Source organism: Herbaspirillum huttiense, from assembly GCF_047300815.1.
GTDB lineage: Bacteria > Pseudomonadota > Gammaproteobacteria > Burkholderiales > Burkholderiaceae_D > Herbaspirillum > Herbaspirillum huttiense_A.
Genome location: NZ_CP178608.1, coordinates 4,356,050 through 4,372,661 on the forward strand (window position 1 = coordinate 4,356,050; position 16,612 = coordinate 4,372,661).

Genomic DNA, 16,612 nt, shown 5'->3' on the forward strand with positions numbered 1-16,612 from the left:
GGATGAAAGCGGAATTTTGGCTCGAACGCTGGCGCGACGGACGCACGCACTTTCACCAGTCGCGGGTGACCCCGCTGCTGCAGAAATACTGGCCGCAACTGGCGCTGCCGGCCGGCAGCACGGTACTGGTGCCTTTGTGCGGCAAATCGCTGGACATGCTGTGGCTGGCCGAACAGGGCCATCGCGTGCTGGGGGTGGAGTTGTCGGAACTGGCCATCACCCAGTTCTTCAGCGAGCACCAGCTGACCCCGGCAGTGCATGAAAGCGCGCAGGGCCGCCATTACGTGGCGGGACAGATCGAACTGATCTGCGGCGACATCTTCGCGCTGGACGATGCCACCCTGGCCAACTGTGCCGGTGCCTATGACCGCGCCGCCCTCATCGCCCTGCCCCCGGACATGCGTGCGCGCTACGTGGAAGAGATTTATGGACGGCTGCCAGCCCAGGCACGCAGCCTCCTGATCACGCTGGAATACGATCAGGAAAAAATGGAAGGCCCGCCGTTCTCGGTGGCCGAAGAAGAAGTGTTGCGCCTCTACGCATCGCACAGCGAGGCGGTGGCCATCGACCGGCGCGATATCCTGGAGAAGGAACCCAAGTTCCTGGAGCGCGGATTGCGGGCGCTCGATACGGTGGTGTATCGATTGGAGCGGATGCGTTGATTGACTGGACGCATGGCGGACAAAACGAAGTCCGCCATGCCTCTGTGCCCAGTGCTCCCGGCTGATGTATTACGCCGTACGGCGATAGGGATGCTCCAATTTGATCTCGATGGTATTCTTGCCTCCCTGTTGACCAACTTCCTGGCAGGCGTCCGCTACAGCGGTCAAGATCGACTTCATTTGCGCATCGGCGAAGCGCCGCAAGGCTTCACGCATCAGCGGCTGGTACGGCATGTGATGAATGCGGGCAATCTGCTTGAAGGTCTCGATCAGTTCGTGGTCCACTCGGATCGACATGGCTTGCAAGGTCACGGATTCTTCAATCTCAACCTCGGACTCTTTTGACACAGCCTCGGCCTGTATCGTGTCCCGACCGGAAACGGCTTTCTTGAGATTGCGCGTCGACTCCATGATCTTCTTCGGCTTGCTCATTTAAGGCTCCTGTTAAGTTGGCATGACGGGCATCGCGCCCAGCCTCGTATATACAAGATCCCTTGAGCCCGCCAAAAACAGCAGCGCAATTGATGGAAGAAGATCGAAGGATGTCGACAGGCGTATTACACCTCAGCCGTCGTCCTCACCACCGTCACCCGGCTGATGAGGAACTCCCCCTCCACCACCACCCGAAACGGCACCCCGGCCACGTTGAAGCCGGGGCCGCCCTCGTCGTCCCAGACCTGGGCCAGTGCATCGAAGTCGCGCGGGGTCATCTGCAGCATCTGTGCGCTGATGACGAAGGTGGCGCCGGTCTTTTGCCGGCGCACGATGTCTTCCAGTTTGGCCATGTGGATTCCTGATTCTTGATGGGATTGAAGCCGGCAACGCGCCTGCGTCGCCGTCGGCCTCAACGCGCCGGCAGCAGCGCCATCACGTTGACCGGCTTGCCGTTGCGGCGGATTTCGAAATACAGCTTGACCTTGTTGGTGTCGCTGTTGCCCATGGTGGCGATCTGCTGGCCGCGCGTGACCATCTGGCCTTCCTTGACCGTGATCGTCGCATTGTGCGCATACACCGACAGCAGCTGCGGCGTGTGCTTGATGATCACCATGTTGCCGTAGCCGCGAATGCCATGCCCTGCATACGTGACCTTGCCTGCGGCGGCAGCCACCACCGTCTGGCCCTGGGTGCCGGCGATGTCGATGCCCTTCTTGTAGCTGTCAGCACTGGGCGCGGACTTGCCCTGCGTGGGCCACATCCAGTCCAGCTTGGCATCGGCCGGGGCCGGGGCGTCATCGTCATCCTGCGACTTCGGTGCAGGCTTGGCGGCGGGCTTGGCGGCAGGCTTGCGCGGCGTGCTCTCGGCCCCGGAAGAGCCGGACGCACGCGGCGTCTGCCCGGCACCAGTACGCGCCACCACGCCAGCCGGCGGACGCACCAGGATGCGCTGGCCAACTTCCAGGTCATCGGGATTGCGCAGGCGGTTCCAGCTGCGCAGGTTGGCCGGGCTCTGGTCGAAGTCGCGGCCGATGCTGTAGAGCGTGTCGCCGCGCTTGACCGTGTAATAGCCCTCGCTGTCGGCGGTGGAGGCGCAGCCGGAGAGCAGCAGCACGGACGCCAGCGGCAAGGCCGCCAGCAGGGCCAGGAAGCGGTAAGCCTGTCCCATCAGGCCTTGCCGAACTCGTCGCCCAGCTCCTTGCTGCGATGGGCGGCGGCTTGCAGGGCCTGCACGATGGCCCCCTTCACGCCCGATTGCTCCAGGCTGGTCAGCGCGGCATAGGTGGTGCCGCCCTTGGAGGTCACGCGCTCGCGCAGCGTGGCCACCGATTCATCGGAGCGGCGCGCCAGTTCGGTGGCACCGGCGAAGGTCGCCTTGGCCAGTTGCAGGCCGTCTTCCGGCGACAGGCCCAATTGCGCTGCCGCCTGCTCCATCGCTTCGAGGAAGTAGAACACGTAGGCCGGGCCGCTGCCGGAGACGGCGGTGACGGCGTCGAGCTTTTCTTCGCTGTCCAGCCACAGGGTCTCGCCCACGGCCTTGAGGATGGAATCGGCCTGCGCGCGCTGCAGGGTCGAGACTTGCTCATGCGGTACTACTCCGGAGATGCCACGGCCGATCAGCGCCGGCGTATTGGGCATGGCGCGCACGATGGCCTGGTGGCCGTCCAGCCAGCGCGACAGGTCCACCATGCGGATGCCGGCGGCAATGGAGACGATCAGCTGGGCCCCGACGAAAGGCTTCAGGCTGGCCACCACATCGCGCATCTGCTGCGGCTTGACCGCCAGCACCACCACATCCACGTTGGCGAGGGCGCCGTCGATGGACTGCGCGGTCGTCACACCGAACTTGTCCTTGAGCGCCTGCAGCGCGTCGGCATTGGGGTCGACCACGTGGATGTCTTCTGCGGCCGCGACCTTGCCGGCCAATCCGCCGATCAATGCCGCTGCCATGTTGCCGCCGCCGATGAACGCTATCTTCACTTCCGCTCCTTGTGTCTTTGTTTGAGGCTGTTGCTGTTGGGTTCAAAACTTCATAGGGGCCATTTCCGGCACCTTCGCGCTACCGTCAGGCGTAATGCCTTGCCCCGAAGATGGCACTGCCGACCCGCACGATGGTGGCCCCTTCGGCCACCGCTGCCTCCAGGTCGGCCGACATGCCCATGGACAGAGTGTCCATCGGCAGTCCGCTGGCGCGCAATTGTTCATACAGGCCGCGAACCGCCGCAAAGGCGGCGCGCTGTTGCTTCATATCGTCGCTGGGCGCCGGAATCGCCATCAGGCCTCGCAGCCGCAGCCGGGGCAATTGCGCCACCTGGGCCGCGACCTCGGGCAATTCTTCCGGGCTCAGGCCGCTCTTGCTGGCCTCGGCGCTGATGTTCACCTGCAGACAGATGTTGAGTGCGCCCAGTTCCAAAGGCCGCTGTTCCGACAGCCGCTGGGCGATCTTGAGGCGGTCCACCGAATGCACCCAGTCGAAGTGCTCGGCGATGGGCCGGGTCTTGTTGCTCTGGATGGGGCCGATGAAATGCCATTGCAGCGGCGTCTCCGGCACCAGGGCGGGGAGCGCGGCGATCTTGTCGAGCGCTTCCTGCAAATAATTTTCGCCAAAGGAGCGCTGGCCGGCGGCCACAGCTTCAGCCACCGCCTCGGGCCCAAAGGTCTTCGATACGGCCAGCAGTTGCACCGAGGACGGCGCCCGCCCGGCCTGGCCGGCGGCCTGGGCGATCTGTTGTTGCACGTGTTGCAAGTGTTGAGCGATTGACGACATAATCCGGGAGCCGGAAGGGGCAGCCTGCAGGGAGATAACGATATTGTTGGTCCAACCTTGCCGGGATTATAAATGGACATTGCCACCCTACTGGCATTTGCCGTCAGGAATCAGGCTTCCGACCTGCATCTTTGTGCGGGGCTGGCCCCCTTGCTGCGGGTCCACGGGGCGATACGCCGCATCAACCTGCAGCCGCTGGACGGCCCTCACCTGCAGCAATCCCTGCTGGCCGTGATGCCCGCGCCCCTGCAACCGCGCTACTGCGCCGGGGCCGACTGCGACTTCGCACTGGCGCTGCCGGGCCTGGGCCGCTTCCGTATCCACGCCTTCCACCAGCAACGCGGCCCGGCGGCGGCCATCCGCCCGCTGGGCCAGCAGCCGCCGGCACTGGCCGAGTTGCACGCACCACCCGCCTGTGCCGAACTGGCTGCGCGCCCGCACGGCCTGGTGCTGGTGAGCGGGCCGACCGGCTCGGGCAAGAGCAGCACCCTGGCGGCGATGGTGCGGCTCATCAACGAGACGCGCCCGGTCCACATCCTCACCCTCGAAGATCCCATCGAATACCTGCACGCGCCCGGCCGCGCCCTGGTCAGCCAGCGCGAGATCGGCACCCACGTTGCCAGTTTCGCGCAGGCCCTGCGGGCGGCACTGCGTGAAGATCCGGATGTCCTGCTGGTCGGAGAATTGCGTGACACGGAAACCATCCGCCTGGCCCTGACCGCCGCCGAAACCGGCCATCTGGTGCTGGCAACGCTGCACGCAGCCTCGGCCGCGCGGGCGGTGGACCGCATCATCGATGCCTTCGCCGAAGGCGAGAAGGACACTGCGCGCGCCCTGCTGGCCGAGGCACTGCAGGGTGTAGTCGCCCAGATCCTGCTGCCGGCCGCTGACGGCGCCGCGCGGGTGGCGGCCCATGAAGTGCTGGTGGCCACGGCGGCGGTGCGCAACCTGATCCGCGAAGGACGCAGCGCGCAACTGCTTTCGGCCATGCAGGCCGGTGCCGCGCAGGGCATGCAGACGCTGCAGGCCAGCCTGGCCGCGCTGGTACAGCAGGGGCGCATCAGTGTGGCCACCGCACGCGCACAGGGCATGACGGGCTGAGGGCCGCAGCGTGCAGCCCAAGCAAGCCCGCCCGCCGCGGTTTAGAATGGCGGCCACATCGATGCAAGCTTCAAGGAACGATCCATGACCACTCTCTACGATTTCCAGCCCAAGCTGGCCGACCAGACGCCCTTCCCGCTGGAACAGCTGCGCGGCAAGGTGCTGCTCATCGTCAATACCGCCAGCAAGTGCGGCTTCACGCCGCAATACAACGGGCTGGAAGCCATCCACCGCCAGTTCCACGCGCGCGGGCTGGAAGTCATGGGCTTCCCCTGCAACCAGTTCGGGGCGCAGGAGCCGGGCACGGCCGAAGAAATCGGGGCCTTCTGCGAAAAGAATTACGGCGTGAGCTTCCCGCTCTTTGCCAAGATCGATGTCAATGGCGAGCAGGCCGATCCGCTCTACCAGTACCTGAAGAAGGAAGCGCCGGGCCTGTTGGGCAGCAAGGCCATCAAATGGAATTTCACCAAGTTCCTGGTGCGCCGTGACGGCACCGTCTTCAAGCGCTATGCGCCGCAGACGCGCCCTGAGGAAATGATTTCCGATATCGAAACGCTGCTGGCCGAATAAGCCACGCGCCTCTTCATGCCGGCCAGCAGCCCGCGTGCAGCTCCTGCCCGGCAGCCGCCAGCGCGGCCGGCATGAAATACGCATGGGCCATCAGCAAGCGGCCCGACTGCGCAGCATCCGCCGCTTCAAGCTCTACCTCAATCTCCTGCCGCGTGTAGAGCACCGGCACTTCCTCGAAGCGGTCCAGTTCGGCCATCATGGTCCCGGGCACCTCCCACACTTCACCTGAGATGCGGCAAGGCCCCTCCTCCCACACCAGCGCCGGATAATGCGGCAAGGCCACCAGCCGCCAGCACTGCACGCTGCGGGCCGGTGCCACGAACTGCGCACCGTCCATCATGAAAGCATTGGATTGCCCGCGCTTGAGCGAACCATAGACGAACACCTTGGGCACAGCGTCTCTCCTGCAAAGCGCCGTGCAGTGCGCCGTTACGGCAAGGCACGGATGATCTGGTAATCCGCGTCACGCACCGGCACGAAGTGGGTGGCACGCAGGTTGTCCAGGGCCAGCTTCACGCGCAGCGCGTTCTTGTCCAGGAAGACCTCGCGGATCTTGTTGCGGATATCGGCGCACAACTGGCCGCGATAAACGAAGGGGTCGAACGGAATCGGCCCGGACCGCCATAGTACCCGCACATCGCTCTTCTTGAGTTGGCCGTCGCTGATCATGCGCGAGAGATTGGTACTGGCCACGAAAGCCGCATCGGCATTGTGGTTCAGCACGGCCATGACCGATTTCTCATGATTGCCTGAATAGCCGATGCGCGAGAAATACTGGTCGAACTGCAGCTTGTACTGGCGCGCAAAGAGATGGCGCGGGATCAGCGCGCCCGAGGTGCTGTCCGGGTCGGCCAACGCCAGCACCCGTCCCTTGAGCGAGGCCACGCTGTCATACGGCCCCTGCTGGCGCGTGATCAGCAGCGAGTAATACACCGCCGACACGCCACCCTGCGCCGCAAAATTGGGCTCCACCTGCTCCATCGACGCAAAGGGCGTGATCTGCGCATCGCCCTTGCGCGCCGTCACGTAGGACGCCGGCCCCAGCCGCGCCACATCGATGGCACCGGCGATGAGCCCCTCGATGACACCCCCGTAGGAAGTCGGGACGATCACGTCCACCGGCATCTTCAGCCGTTCGCGCAGTTCCTCCACCAGCGGGCCGAAGGCGGACTGCTGGTCGATGTCGCGCCCCTGCGGCACGAAGGAAAAACGCAGCCGCTGCGGCCGTTCGCAAGCCGTTTTGGGTGCGGCCATGGCGGGCCTGGAGACGCAGATCATCCCGGCCGCGAGGGCCGCCAGGGCCAGTGTGGCGACGAAGGTCTTCATGTGAAATCGAACCAGCCTTTCTGCAGCAGCGGCGCCAGCTGCGCGGCGGCGACCGGACGCTGCAGGTAAAAGCCCTGCACCTCGTCGCAACCCATCAGTTTGAGATGCATCAGTTGTTCCCGCGTCTCCACGCCCTCGGCCACCACCTTCAGTCCGAGATTGCGGGCCAGCGTGACGGTGGAGGCGACGATCATGCCGTCGCTGTTGTCGTTGCGGATGTCGCGCACGAAGGAGCGATCGATCTTGAGCGCATAGACCGGCAGCGCCTTGATGTGGCTGAGGCTGGAATAGCCAGTGCCGTAGTCATCCAGATAGATGCGCAGGCCTTCGTCGCGCAGCTTTTCCAGGGTCTGGCGCGCCTGTTCCAGGTCGGTGATGAAGCAGCTTTCGGTGACCTCGATCTCCAGCCATTGCGCGTTCAACTGGTGGCGCTGCAGCGATTCGCGTACGGTGGCGATGAGGCTCTGGTCATTCAACTGTTTGGCCGAGACATTGATGGCCACCGGCACCAGCGGCAGGCCGTCGTCGCGCCATTGCGCCAGTTGACGGCACACCGCCTCGATGATCCAGTGGCCCAGCGGCTGGACCAGGTCGTGGGTCTCGGCCAGGCCGATGAATTCGCCCGGATAGATCAGGCCGTGCTCGGGATGCTGCCAGCGGATCAGGGCTTCAACGCCGACCACGCGATAATCCTGCAGGGCCACCTTGGGCTGGTAGTGCAGGCAGAATTCGTTTTCCTTGAGGGCCTGGCGGAAGCGGCCCAGCAACTCCAGCCCGCGCACCGCAATCGCATTGAGCGAGGCATCATAGAAGCGATAGAGGCCGCTGCCGGCGCTCTTGGCGGTGTACATGGCGGAGTCGGCATTGGTCATCAGGGTGGTGATGCTCTGGCCATCGCGCGGATAAAGGGCGATGCCGATGCTGGGCGCGGTCTGCACCTCGCAGCCCAGCAGGTCGGGATACGGGGCGCGCAGGGTTTCGACCAGCTTGTCGGCGATCTCGGCGACGACTTCCTCGCTGCGGATCTCGGAGACCAGCACCACGAATTCATCGCCGCCCAGACGCGCCACCAGGTCGTATTCGCGCACGGCCGCACGCAGGCGGCGCGCTACTTCCTGCAGCAGCGCATCGCCCACGGCATGGCCCTGGGTATCGTTGATGAGCTTGAACTTGTCCAGGTCAAGGAAGAACAGCGCATACAGGTTGCGGCTGCGCCGCGCCCGCGAGAGTTCGGTGGCCGCCAGTTCATGGAACAGCATGCGGTTGGGGATGCCGGTCAGGTAGTCGTGCGAGGCCAGCTGATAGGCGCGGCTCTTTTCCTGTTCCAGTTGCTGGATCAGGCCGCTCTTCTCGCGCTCCGAAAAGAGCAGCTTCTCGTAGAGGAAGCGACGCCGGTGCGCCATGGTGATCAGTCCCCCCGAGAGCACCACCACCAGCAGCGAAATCAGGATGGCCTGCAGGTAATACTGGCGGTGCGCCGGCCACAGCTTGCCCAGCAATACCTGCTGGTCGCGGCTGACCACCACGGCCAGCGGATAGTGCGCCAACCGCCGCTGCACACCCACATGCTGGGCCGCATCCCCCGGACGCAGCGCATGGATGAGGCCATCGCCCTTGCCGGTGAGCAGGAAGGTGGCGTACTCCTGCCCGGCATAGTTGGAGCCGCCCGAGAGGATGCCGCCGGACAGTTCGGCCAGCTGCAGGCCGGCCGTGTTGATGATCTCGATGCGGCTGGCGCCATCGACGCTGACCTCTTCATAGGTCTTGAGGAAATAGCCCAGATCGAGAATGGCGGCGAAGAATCCCTGCAGCGTGCCCTTGCCATCCTGCAGCGGGATGAGCAGCGGTACCCGCCAGCTGTAGCCGTCGCGGTTCATGGGCGGCTTGATGATCATCGGGTTCTGTTCGCCGGTACTGGTGAGCGTACTCATGAAACCGGCATTGATGAGACGGCTCAGTTCCGGCTCGCTCTTCTGGCGTGCCGAGGAATAGACCAGCCGTCCGCGCGCATCGAACATGGCTACGCGCAGGTAGGCGGAATCACCGTTGAAGAGCGGATTGAAATACGCCGAGGACGATTGCTCGCCATTGAGCATGGACTGCCCGATGCGCGAATACAGCAGGGTCTTGCCCAGCACTTCATCCAGATTGGCCGAGACGATGGCGGCCACGTTGCGGCTATCGGCCACCGAGCCGGCGATGGCCAGCTGTTTTTCGTTCTCGATGCGGATCAGCGTGAAATACCACAGCAGCGACAATGCGCCCACGGCGAGCAGCACCATCCCCGCCGACACGCCCCTGCCCGCGAGCAGTCTGGTCAGCAGCCCTTGTGGCTCGAACGATAACGGCTTACGCAATCCCCACCCGCCTGATCATGGTGCCGAGACTGGCACCTTTGCTTGTCCCTTTTTGACTTGCTGAGGGTAGCGGGCATTTATTTCAAGTGAATGACAAACGCGCGAGCATTAACAGAAATTTAATGCTGGCAAGAGCACCGGGGGAGCACGCTTGCCATGCATCAGATTTGCCGCAAATGATTTATAGCGTTTCAGGCAACAGCGTAGGCGGCATGCGCCGGCATGGCCTGATCGCGTACATGGGGAATCTCCAGCTGGCGCAGCTTGCGGTACAGCGAGGCCCGGCACATGCCCAGTTGCCGCGAGGCGGCGGAGATGTTCCAGCGGCTGCCGTTCAAGGCTTCGATGACGCGGGTGCGTTCATCACGCCCTGGATCGGCGGCATTGGCCTGGCGGCTGCCCTCGGCTTCCATGCGCGATGCCGGACGGTGCAGCGGCAACACCTGGGCCAGCGTGACGGGCTGGAACTGCATCAGTTCTTCCGGCAGGTCACGCAGGGTGATGCGGCCGTCATTCATGACGGCGCAGCTGTAGCGGATCACCGCATGCAACTGGCGCAGGTTGCCCGGCCAGGGATAGGCCAGCAGGCGCTGCAGGGCGGCGGGATCGATCACGCTCTCGTCGGCCGCCTGGCCAAGCTCATCGGCAATCATCTGCATCACCAGCGCGCGCCGGTCGCTGCGTTCGCGCAGGGCTGGCAGACGCAGCACGCCGCCGGCGATGCGGTAATACAGGTCTTCCCGGAAGCGGCCTTCGGCGACCAGGGTCTTGAGGTCCTGGTGGGTGGCGCAGATCAGTTGCACATCCACTGGAACCGGACGCAATGCGCCCAGCGGAATCACCTCGCGTTCGGAGAGCACGCGCAACAGGCGCGTCTGCAGGGCAAAGGGCATGTCGCCGATTTCATCGAGGAAGAGCGTGCCGCCATCGGCTTGCTGGACCTTTCCCTTCATGCCGCCGGGGAGCGCACCCGAGAAGGCCCCCTTGGCGTAGCCGAACAATTCACTTTCGGCCAGGCTCTCGGGGATGGAGGCGCAGTTGATGGCGATCCAGCTGGCGCGGCGGCGCGCGCTGTAGTCATGCAGGGCGCGCGCGAGGTATTCCTTGCCGGTACCGGTCTCGCCCAAAATCAGGACGGGAATGCCGCGATCGATGAGGCGCTTGCCGCGCTCGACCAGGTCGCGCATGAGCTCGTCGCCGGCGGCGAGCTGGCCGATGTCGCGATAGCGCGGGGCGTGGCGCGGGCTAGCCGAAGGGGGGGCGGGGGTGAGGCAAAGGTCACTGTCAGGCAAGGGCTGCGCTACCGGGGTGGTCGGCATGATGGTCTCCTGTCTTGGACTGCTTTTTTTATCGAGCCGGCTTCCCTCGGGGCCGGTTCTTTATGCGCGGGAAGCCGCCTGTGGCGGGCCCGGAGACGTGTCGCAACGGCACGTCTGCGGCAAAGAATAGCCAGTCCGATCCATGACTTCCAATACAATGTACAGACAGAATCAATACCTTGAAGGTATCAAATGATCGAATTGAGACACCTCACCTATTTCCGCACCGTAGCAGAAACCCTGCATTTCGGACGCGCGGCGGCATTGCTGCATATCTCGCAACCGCCGCTGACACGGCAGATTGCGGCGCTGGAGAAGGAGTTGGGCGCGCAATTGTTCGACCGCAGCAAACGCGCCATCCAGCTGACGGCGGCGGGCAAATATTTTTATCGCGACACCACAGAAATTTTCAAGGCACTGGAGCGGGCCAAGCGCAATGTGGCCTCCTCCAGCACCGGGCAGAGTGGTGCGCTGAAGGTGGGGTTCATGATGTCCTCGGCCTACAACATCCTGCCGGCGGTGACGCGCCATTATTCGGCAGCCTATCCGGAGGTGGACATGCGCCTGAGCGAATATGTGCCCAACCTGCTGGCCACCGACATCGAGGATGAGAAGATCGACGTGGGCATCATGTATCGCCCCGAGGACTGCCGCCGGCTCGACAGCCACACCATCTATGCCGAACCCTTGCTGGCGGTGCTGCCGCGCGGTCACCGGCTGGCGCACAAGCCGGAGATCTCGGCCGCCGAGCTGGCCGAGGATGCCTTCATCAGCATTCCGCGCCCGATTGCGCCGGTGGTGTATGACCTGATCCGGCAGCATTGCCAGTTGCACGGTTTCCGTCCGCGTATCGTGCTGGAGACCAACCTGCAGCAGACCATCGTCAACCTGGTCGGCGAAGGTTTGGGCGTGGCGCTGGTGCCGACCTCGATGCAGGCCATGCACCTGGACACCACGGTCTTCAAGCCGCTCATCGGTGCGCCGACGGTGGAGGTGGCGGTGATCTGGAACCGGGAGAATACCAATCCCTGCATACGGACGTTTGCAGAGACGGCGGTGGAGGTGTGGGGGAGAATGCAAACCACGTCCTCCACAGCCTGAAGATAAAAAAAGCCCGGACGCTCTTGGACGCCCGGGCATCAAACCGCAGCAGGTCGGCTTCCACGCCCGCCTGGCCACGGTCAACAAACAAGGTTCAGCAAGCCACACTCATCCCACACAGCGCAGCGACAGCCCGCCATCGACGATCATGTCCAGCCCCGTGATGTAGCGCGCGCGGTCGGACGCCAGGAACAGCGACGCATGCGCGACGTCCCACGCATCCCCCATGAAATCCATCGGGCACTGCGCATTGCGCTTGGCGCGCATCTCCTCGATGTCACCCCCATAGGAAGCCTTGAGCGGCTCGCGGATCATGGGCGTATCCATCATGCCGGGCAGCACGCAATTGGCGCGGATGCCCATGGGCGCATACTGCGACGCCACGTTCTTGGTGAAGGCCAGGATCGCCGCCTTGGTCGCCGTATAGCCCAGGTAGGGAAAACCGATCCAGCGCAACGCCGCCATCGAGGAAATGTTGACGATGGCGCCCTTCCTCTGCTGTTCCATGATGGGCAGCACGTACTTGTGCGTCAGGAACAGGCTGGTCTGGTTCACGGCCACCAGCCTGTTCCAGCTTTCTTCACTGGTCTCCACCGGCCCGCCCACTTCAGCGATGCCGACGTTGTTGTGCAAGACGTCGATCCGCCCGAAATGCGCCATGGCCGCCTCTGCAATGGCCTTCACATCGGCACTGCGCGAGACGTCCGCCGCCAGCACTTCACACACGCCGCCTTCACGGCGGATGATCTCCTGGGTCTCCAATGCGGCTTCGATGCTGCGATCCACCGCCAGCACCCGGCCACCCTCGCGCGCATACAGCACGGCGGCAGCCTTGCCGTTGCCCCAGCCCTCGCCCACCGAACCGGCACCGGTGACGATGATGGCCTTGTCTTGCATGAGCTTGTCCATCGATGTCCTCTCAGATTTCCAGCACGCCGCCGGCAACGAAGCCGCCATCGACCGGAATGACGTGGCCGGTGATATAGGCTGATTCTTCGGCCGCCAGGTAGCACACCGCCGAAGCGATTTCATCGGTGGTGCCATAACGGCGCATCGGGACCAGGCGGTAATAGCTCTCGCGCGTCTGCTCCGAATGCATGGCCTGGGTCATGGGCGTATCGACAGGACCAGGTGCGACGCTGTTGACGGTGATGCCGTACTGCGCCAGCTCGATGGCCATCTGGCGCGTGAGCCCGATGACCGCCGCCTTCGAGGTGCCATAGGCCGTCCGGCCGGCACCGGCGCGGATGCCCGAGATGGATGAGATGTTGACGATGCGCCCCCACCCGTGCCTGACCATCAGACGCGCCGCGTGCTGGCCCGCCAAGAGCACGCCGGTCACGTTGACGTTCATGGTCTGCAGCCAGTTGTCGAGGGGATAGTCCAGGAAGGAATAAGTGCGCGCCACACCCGCATTGTTGACCAGCACGTCGCAGCGTCCGTAATCCTTCTCGATGTGGGCGAAGGCCTGGGCAATCGCCTCCGGACTGCCCAGATCCATCTGCAGAGCGGCAGCACGATGGCCGGCGGCCACCAGCGCATTGGCGGTCTTGGACGCCGCTTCCAGGTTGATGTCGGCCACCAGGACGGTGTGCCCCTTGGCGGCCAGCTGTGCGGAAATGCTGGCACCGATGCCCATGGCTCCGCCCGTCACGAGCGCCACGCGGGCGCCGCTATCATTGCGATTCATATTGTCTCCGTGGATATGGGCGGCCCCGGAAGAGGGAAAGGGGCCGCCGTTTTTAATTCGTCGTTCGCAGGTCAATCATGGAAGCTTCCCGATCGCTCGCAGGACTGTTGAGGGGATCAGAGGAAACCGATGGAAATCCAGGGCACGAAGGCCACCACCAGCAGCGCCACCACCAGCGCGGCCAGGTAGCCCCAGACCCGGTTGAAGACGCCATCCGGCGAGACCTTGCCGATGGCGCAGGCGGCATAGAAGCCGACCCCGAAAGGCGGTGCGAACAGGCCGATGCCCATGGCCAGGATCACCACCATCGCATAGTGCACGTCATGCACGCCCAGCGAACGCGCCACCGGGAACAGCAGCGGCCCGAACAGCACGATGGCGGGAATGCCTTCCAGCAGGCTGCCCAGCACGATGAAGATGACGATGGTGATCAGCAGGAATCCGGCACCGCCACCGGGCACGCCCTGCATCAGCGCCACCAGCTTGGCCGAGAAGCCCGATTGCGTGAGCGCCCAGGCCATCGCGGTGGCCATGCCGATGATGAGCAGGATGGCGCCCGACAAGGCCGCCGATTCGATCAGCATGGGATAGAGCCGCTTGAAGTTCAGGTGCTTCAGGAACAGGTGCATGATCAGCCCGACCACCACCGTATAGGCCACGCCGATGGTGGCCACTTCGGTCGCCGTAGCCACGCCTTCGATGACGGCCACGCGGATGAGCATGGGCAGCGCCAGCGCCGGAATGGCCGCGATCAGGGTCTTGACGATCAGCGAGACCGGCGCACGCTGCACATCCGGCATCGGCTCGCGACGCGCCCGCATCCAGCACACGACCGCAATGGCGATGGTGGCAATGGCCGCCGGCATCAGGCCGCCAATGAACAGCGCCGTGATCGACACGCTGCAAACCGCACCGATGGTGATGAGGACCAGGCTCGGCGGAATGGTTTCGGTCATGGCACCGGAGGAAGACAGCAAGGCCACCAGTTCTTCCGGCTTGGAACCGCGCTTCTTCATCTCGGGGAACAGCGCCGGGGCAATCGCTGCCATGTCGGCCGCCTTGGACCCGGAGATGCCGGAGACCAGGAACATCGCTCCCAGCAGCACGTATTGCAGGCCGCCGCGCACGTGGCCCAGCAGCGCAGCCATGAAGTCGATCAGGGTCTTGGCCAGGCCCGACATTTCCAGCAAGGAGCCCAGCAGCACGAACAGCGGCACCGACAGCAGGATCAGGCTGGACATGCCCTCATCCATGCGGCTGACCACGATCATCAGCGGTGCCGTGGTGGCCAGGGCCAGATAGGCCATGGTGGCCGTACCGAAAGCAAACGCGATGGGAATGCCGCCGGCCACGCACACGCCGATGAGCAGCACGAAGAACACGATCAGGTTGTAATTGCCCATGCCCAGCAGCATCGGCTTGGCCAGCCACAGCGCGCCCGCAATCACGGCCACCACGGCCAGGGCGGAGAGCAGCAGGCGCATCGTCGTCATGGCCGCCATGCGCGAGACCGCCGCCAGCAGCATCAGGATCGCGCCGACCGGCAGGGCTGCGGCGCGCAGGCCATCGGGAATTTCCAGCGCCGGCGTGGTGATCGGCATCTGCTCCACCGCATGGTCCACGGCCGGATGGATCACCATCAGCACGAAGATGCAGACCACCAGTGCCGCCACCGTTTCGAGCCAGATGCGGCCCTTTTCGGAACACATGTTGATGATGGCGGTGAGCCGCATGTGCTCGCCGCGGTTTAGCGCCAGCACGGCCCCCAGCATCGAGAGCCAGATGAAGAGGATCGAGGCCAGTTCATCCGACCACACCAGGGGGTCATGCAGCGCATAGCGGTAGATCACGCCGGTCAGCAGCACCACGGTTTCAGCCACCACCAGGGCGGCGGCCACGGCACCGACCACGTGCATCACCATGCGATTGAATGCGACCAGCGCGCGCGCAGCCGGGTTCATGTTGACCGGGGCGCGGTAAGTCATTGCAGCTTCCATCATCAAGCTCCAGCGAAATGGATTCAGGGCGGGAGCACTGCCCTCACGATGAGGGCAGTGCTCCGGCGCACGGGCTCATGCAGGCATGAGCCCCGGCAAACGAAGCGCTCAGGCCAGCTTGCCGGTGTACTTCTCCAGCAGGGCCCAGGGCTCGTCGCCGAACTTCTTCTTCCACTCGGCATAGAAGCCGGCGCTGCGCAGCTTGGCGCGGAAGGAATCGGCATCGGCATTGTTGAAGGCCAGGCCCTTGCCCTTCATTTCATCGACCAGCGAATCGTTGAGCTTGCGCACGTCGGCGCGCTGGTTCATGGCGGCTTCGTTGATGAGGCGGGCCATCACGTCCTGCAGGTCCTTGGGCAGGCGCTCGAAGGATTTCTTGTTGCCCAGGAACCAGAAGCCGTCCCACATGTGGTTGGTGATGGAGCAGTACTTCTGCACTTCGTAGAGCTTGGCGGTGGAGATGATGGCCATGGGGTTTTCCTGGCCTTCCACGATCTTGGTCTGCAGGGCCGAATAGACTTCGGCGAAGTTGATCGAGGTCGGAGCCGCATCGAAGGCCTTGAACATCGAGGTCCACAGCGGGCTGGGCGGCACGCGCAGCTTCATGCCCTTGAGGTCGTCGGCCGCCTTGATGGGCTTGGTGCTGTTGGTGATCTGGCGATAGCCGTTGTCCCAGATCTTTTCGAAGGCGAAGAGCGTGGACTTGGCTTCGATCTGCTTGCGCACGTGCGCGCCCAGTTCGCCATCCATGGCCGGCCAGACCTGGCTGTAATCCTTGAAGGCGAAGCCGATGCCGGAGATCTGCGCAGCCGGCACCAGCGTGCCCAGGATCAGCGGCGAGAGCGTGAAGAAATCAATCGCGCCCGCACGCACCTGCGAGAGCATGTCGGTATCGGTGCCCAGCTGGTTGTTGGGATAGAGCTGCAGTTCGATGCGGCCCTTGGATTGTTCCGCGATGGCTGCGGCCATTTCCTTGGCGCGCGCATTCATCGGGTGGGTGACCGGCAGATTGTTGGCGTACTTGAAGGTGAACTCGGCCGCATGCGCCGAGGTGGATACCAGGCCGGTAGCGGCGGCAGCCGACGCCACCGAAACCGTCTTCAGAAAATGGCGGCGCGTGATCTTGCCAGTGGATTGTTCCATCTGCTTGTCTCCTGTCTGTCTGTTTGTAATTTTGAAAATCGCTGAATCCGGCGCTACCAGGGGTGCTGGATCGGGCGTGCAGCTCCCTGTTCCGGGTGGTCAACACTGCCTGTGCCTCGACAGAGCAAATTGGATGCCAAGCCT

The 16,612-nt window shown here is 64.0% G+C and carries 17 protein-coding genes; 4 read left to right on the forward strand and 13 right to left on the reverse strand.

Going from position 1 to position 16,612, the window contains the following annotated elements; translation table 11 throughout:
• Positions 1–2: 2 nt before the first annotated feature.
• Complete coding sequence (locus tag ACLRDN_RS19905; RefSeq protein WP_413457701.1) at positions 3–662, forward strand: thiopurine S-methyltransferase; 660 nt, start codon at positions 3–5, stop codon at positions 660–662.
• Positions 663–731: 69 nt separating this feature from the next.
• Here ACLRDN_RS19905 and ACLRDN_RS19910 read toward each other — a convergent pair whose 3' ends face one another.
• The 5 genes from ACLRDN_RS19910 to ACLRDN_RS19930 form a co-directional block, all read right to left on the reverse strand.
• On the reverse strand, positions 732–1,094 hold the full coding sequence (locus tag ACLRDN_RS19910; protein WP_413457702.1) for a hypothetical protein: 363 nt from the start codon (positions 1,092–1,094) through the stop codon (positions 732–734).
• Between the two features lie 125 nt (positions 1,095–1,219).
• Positions 1,220–1,447, reverse strand: a complete 228-nt coding sequence (locus ACLRDN_RS19915; RefSeq protein ID WP_088755680.1) for a hypothetical protein — start codon at positions 1,445–1,447, stop codon at positions 1,220–1,222.
• A 59-nt stretch (positions 1,448–1,506) separates the two neighbouring features.
• Positions 1,507–2,265 carry a peptidoglycan DD-metalloendopeptidase family protein gene (locus ACLRDN_RS19920; protein ID WP_413457703.1) on the reverse strand — a complete coding sequence of 253 codons (759 nt, stop codon included), beginning with the start codon at positions 2,263–2,265 and terminating at the stop codon, positions 1,507–1,509.
• A complete protein-coding gene (gene proC / locus ACLRDN_RS19925) occupies positions 2,265–3,077 on the reverse strand; it encodes a pyrroline-5-carboxylate reductase (RefSeq protein ID WP_413457704.1) in 813 nt (270 codons plus the stop codon). Before proC ends, ACLRDN_RS19920 begins: the two co-directional genes overlap by 1 nt.
• A gap of 85 nt (positions 3,078–3,162) precedes the next feature.
• The gene (locus tag ACLRDN_RS19930; RefSeq protein WP_413457705.1) at positions 3,163–3,864 is read right to left on the reverse strand and encodes a YggS family pyridoxal phosphate-dependent enzyme; all 702 of its coding nucleotides are present in this window, start codon (positions 3,862–3,864) and stop codon (positions 3,163–3,165) included.
• Between the two features lie 72 nt (positions 3,865–3,936).
• On the opposite strand from ACLRDN_RS19930, the gene ACLRDN_RS19935 reads away from it, so the two are divergent.
• Positions 3,937–4,965 carry a type IV pilus twitching motility protein PilT gene (locus tag ACLRDN_RS19935; RefSeq protein WP_413457706.1) on the forward strand — a complete coding sequence of 343 codons (1,029 nt, stop codon included), beginning with the start codon at positions 3,937–3,939 and terminating at the stop codon, positions 4,963–4,965.
• A gap of 84 nt (positions 4,966–5,049) precedes the next feature.
• Positions 5,050–5,535 carry a glutathione peroxidase gene (locus tag ACLRDN_RS19940; RefSeq protein WP_413457707.1) on the forward strand — a complete coding sequence of 162 codons (486 nt, stop codon included), beginning with the start codon at positions 5,050–5,052 and terminating at the stop codon, positions 5,533–5,535.
• Between the two features lie 13 nt (positions 5,536–5,548).
• On the opposite strand, the gene ACLRDN_RS19945 is transcribed toward ACLRDN_RS19940, so the two are convergent.
• From ACLRDN_RS19945 to ACLRDN_RS19960, 4 genes are all read right to left on the reverse strand, one after another.
• Positions 5,549–5,929 carry a gamma-glutamylcyclotransferase gene (locus tag ACLRDN_RS19945; RefSeq protein WP_413457708.1) on the reverse strand — a complete coding sequence of 127 codons (381 nt, stop codon included), beginning with the start codon at positions 5,927–5,929 and terminating at the stop codon, positions 5,549–5,551.
• A gap of 35 nt (positions 5,930–5,964) precedes the next feature.
• Complete coding sequence (locus ACLRDN_RS19950; RefSeq protein ID WP_413457709.1) at positions 5,965–6,861, reverse strand: phosphate/phosphite/phosphonate ABC transporter substrate-binding protein; 897 nt, start codon at positions 6,859–6,861, stop codon at positions 5,965–5,967.
• The gene (locus ACLRDN_RS19955; RefSeq protein WP_413457710.1) at positions 6,858–9,143 is read right to left on the reverse strand and encodes an EAL domain-containing protein; all 2,286 of its coding nucleotides are present in this window, start codon (positions 9,141–9,143) and stop codon (positions 6,858–6,860) included. The genes ACLRDN_RS19950 and ACLRDN_RS19955 overlap by 4 nt, the downstream gene beginning before the upstream one ends.
• Positions 9,144–9,409: 266 nt before the next feature.
• On the reverse strand, positions 9,410–10,537 hold the full coding sequence (locus ACLRDN_RS19960) for a sigma-54-dependent Fis family transcriptional regulator (RefSeq protein ID WP_413457711.1): 1,128 nt from the start codon (positions 10,535–10,537) through the stop codon (positions 9,410–9,412).
• A 192-nt stretch (positions 10,538–10,729) separates the two neighbouring features.
• Between ACLRDN_RS19960 and ACLRDN_RS19965 the strand changes: the two genes are divergently transcribed.
• Positions 10,730–11,638, forward strand: a complete 909-nt coding sequence (locus ACLRDN_RS19965; RefSeq protein ID WP_413457712.1) for a LysR family transcriptional regulator — start codon at positions 10,730–10,732, stop codon at positions 11,636–11,638.
• Positions 11,639–11,746: 108 nt separating this feature from the next.
• On the opposite strand, the gene ACLRDN_RS19970 is transcribed toward ACLRDN_RS19965, so the two are convergent.
• From ACLRDN_RS19970 to ACLRDN_RS19985, 4 genes are all read right to left on the reverse strand, one after another.
• Positions 11,747–12,547 carry an SDR family NAD(P)-dependent oxidoreductase gene (locus ACLRDN_RS19970; RefSeq protein ID WP_413457713.1) on the reverse strand — a complete coding sequence of 267 codons (801 nt, stop codon included), beginning with the start codon at positions 12,545–12,547 and terminating at the stop codon, positions 11,747–11,749.
• A gap of 10 nt (positions 12,548–12,557) precedes the next feature.
• On the reverse strand, positions 12,558–13,328 hold the full coding sequence (locus tag ACLRDN_RS19975) for an SDR family NAD(P)-dependent oxidoreductase (protein WP_413457714.1): 771 nt from the start codon (positions 13,326–13,328) through the stop codon (positions 12,558–12,560).
• A 116-nt stretch (positions 13,329–13,444) separates the two neighbouring features.
• The gene (locus ACLRDN_RS19980; RefSeq protein WP_413457715.1) at positions 13,445–15,328 is read right to left on the reverse strand and encodes a TRAP transporter large permease subunit; all 1,884 of its coding nucleotides are present in this window, start codon (positions 15,326–15,328) and stop codon (positions 13,445–13,447) included.
• A 105-nt stretch (positions 15,329–15,433) separates the two neighbouring features.
• Positions 15,434–16,468, reverse strand: a complete 1,035-nt coding sequence (locus tag ACLRDN_RS19985; protein WP_413457716.1) for a TRAP transporter substrate-binding protein — start codon at positions 16,466–16,468, stop codon at positions 15,434–15,436.
• Positions 16,469–16,612: the final 144 nt, after the last annotated feature.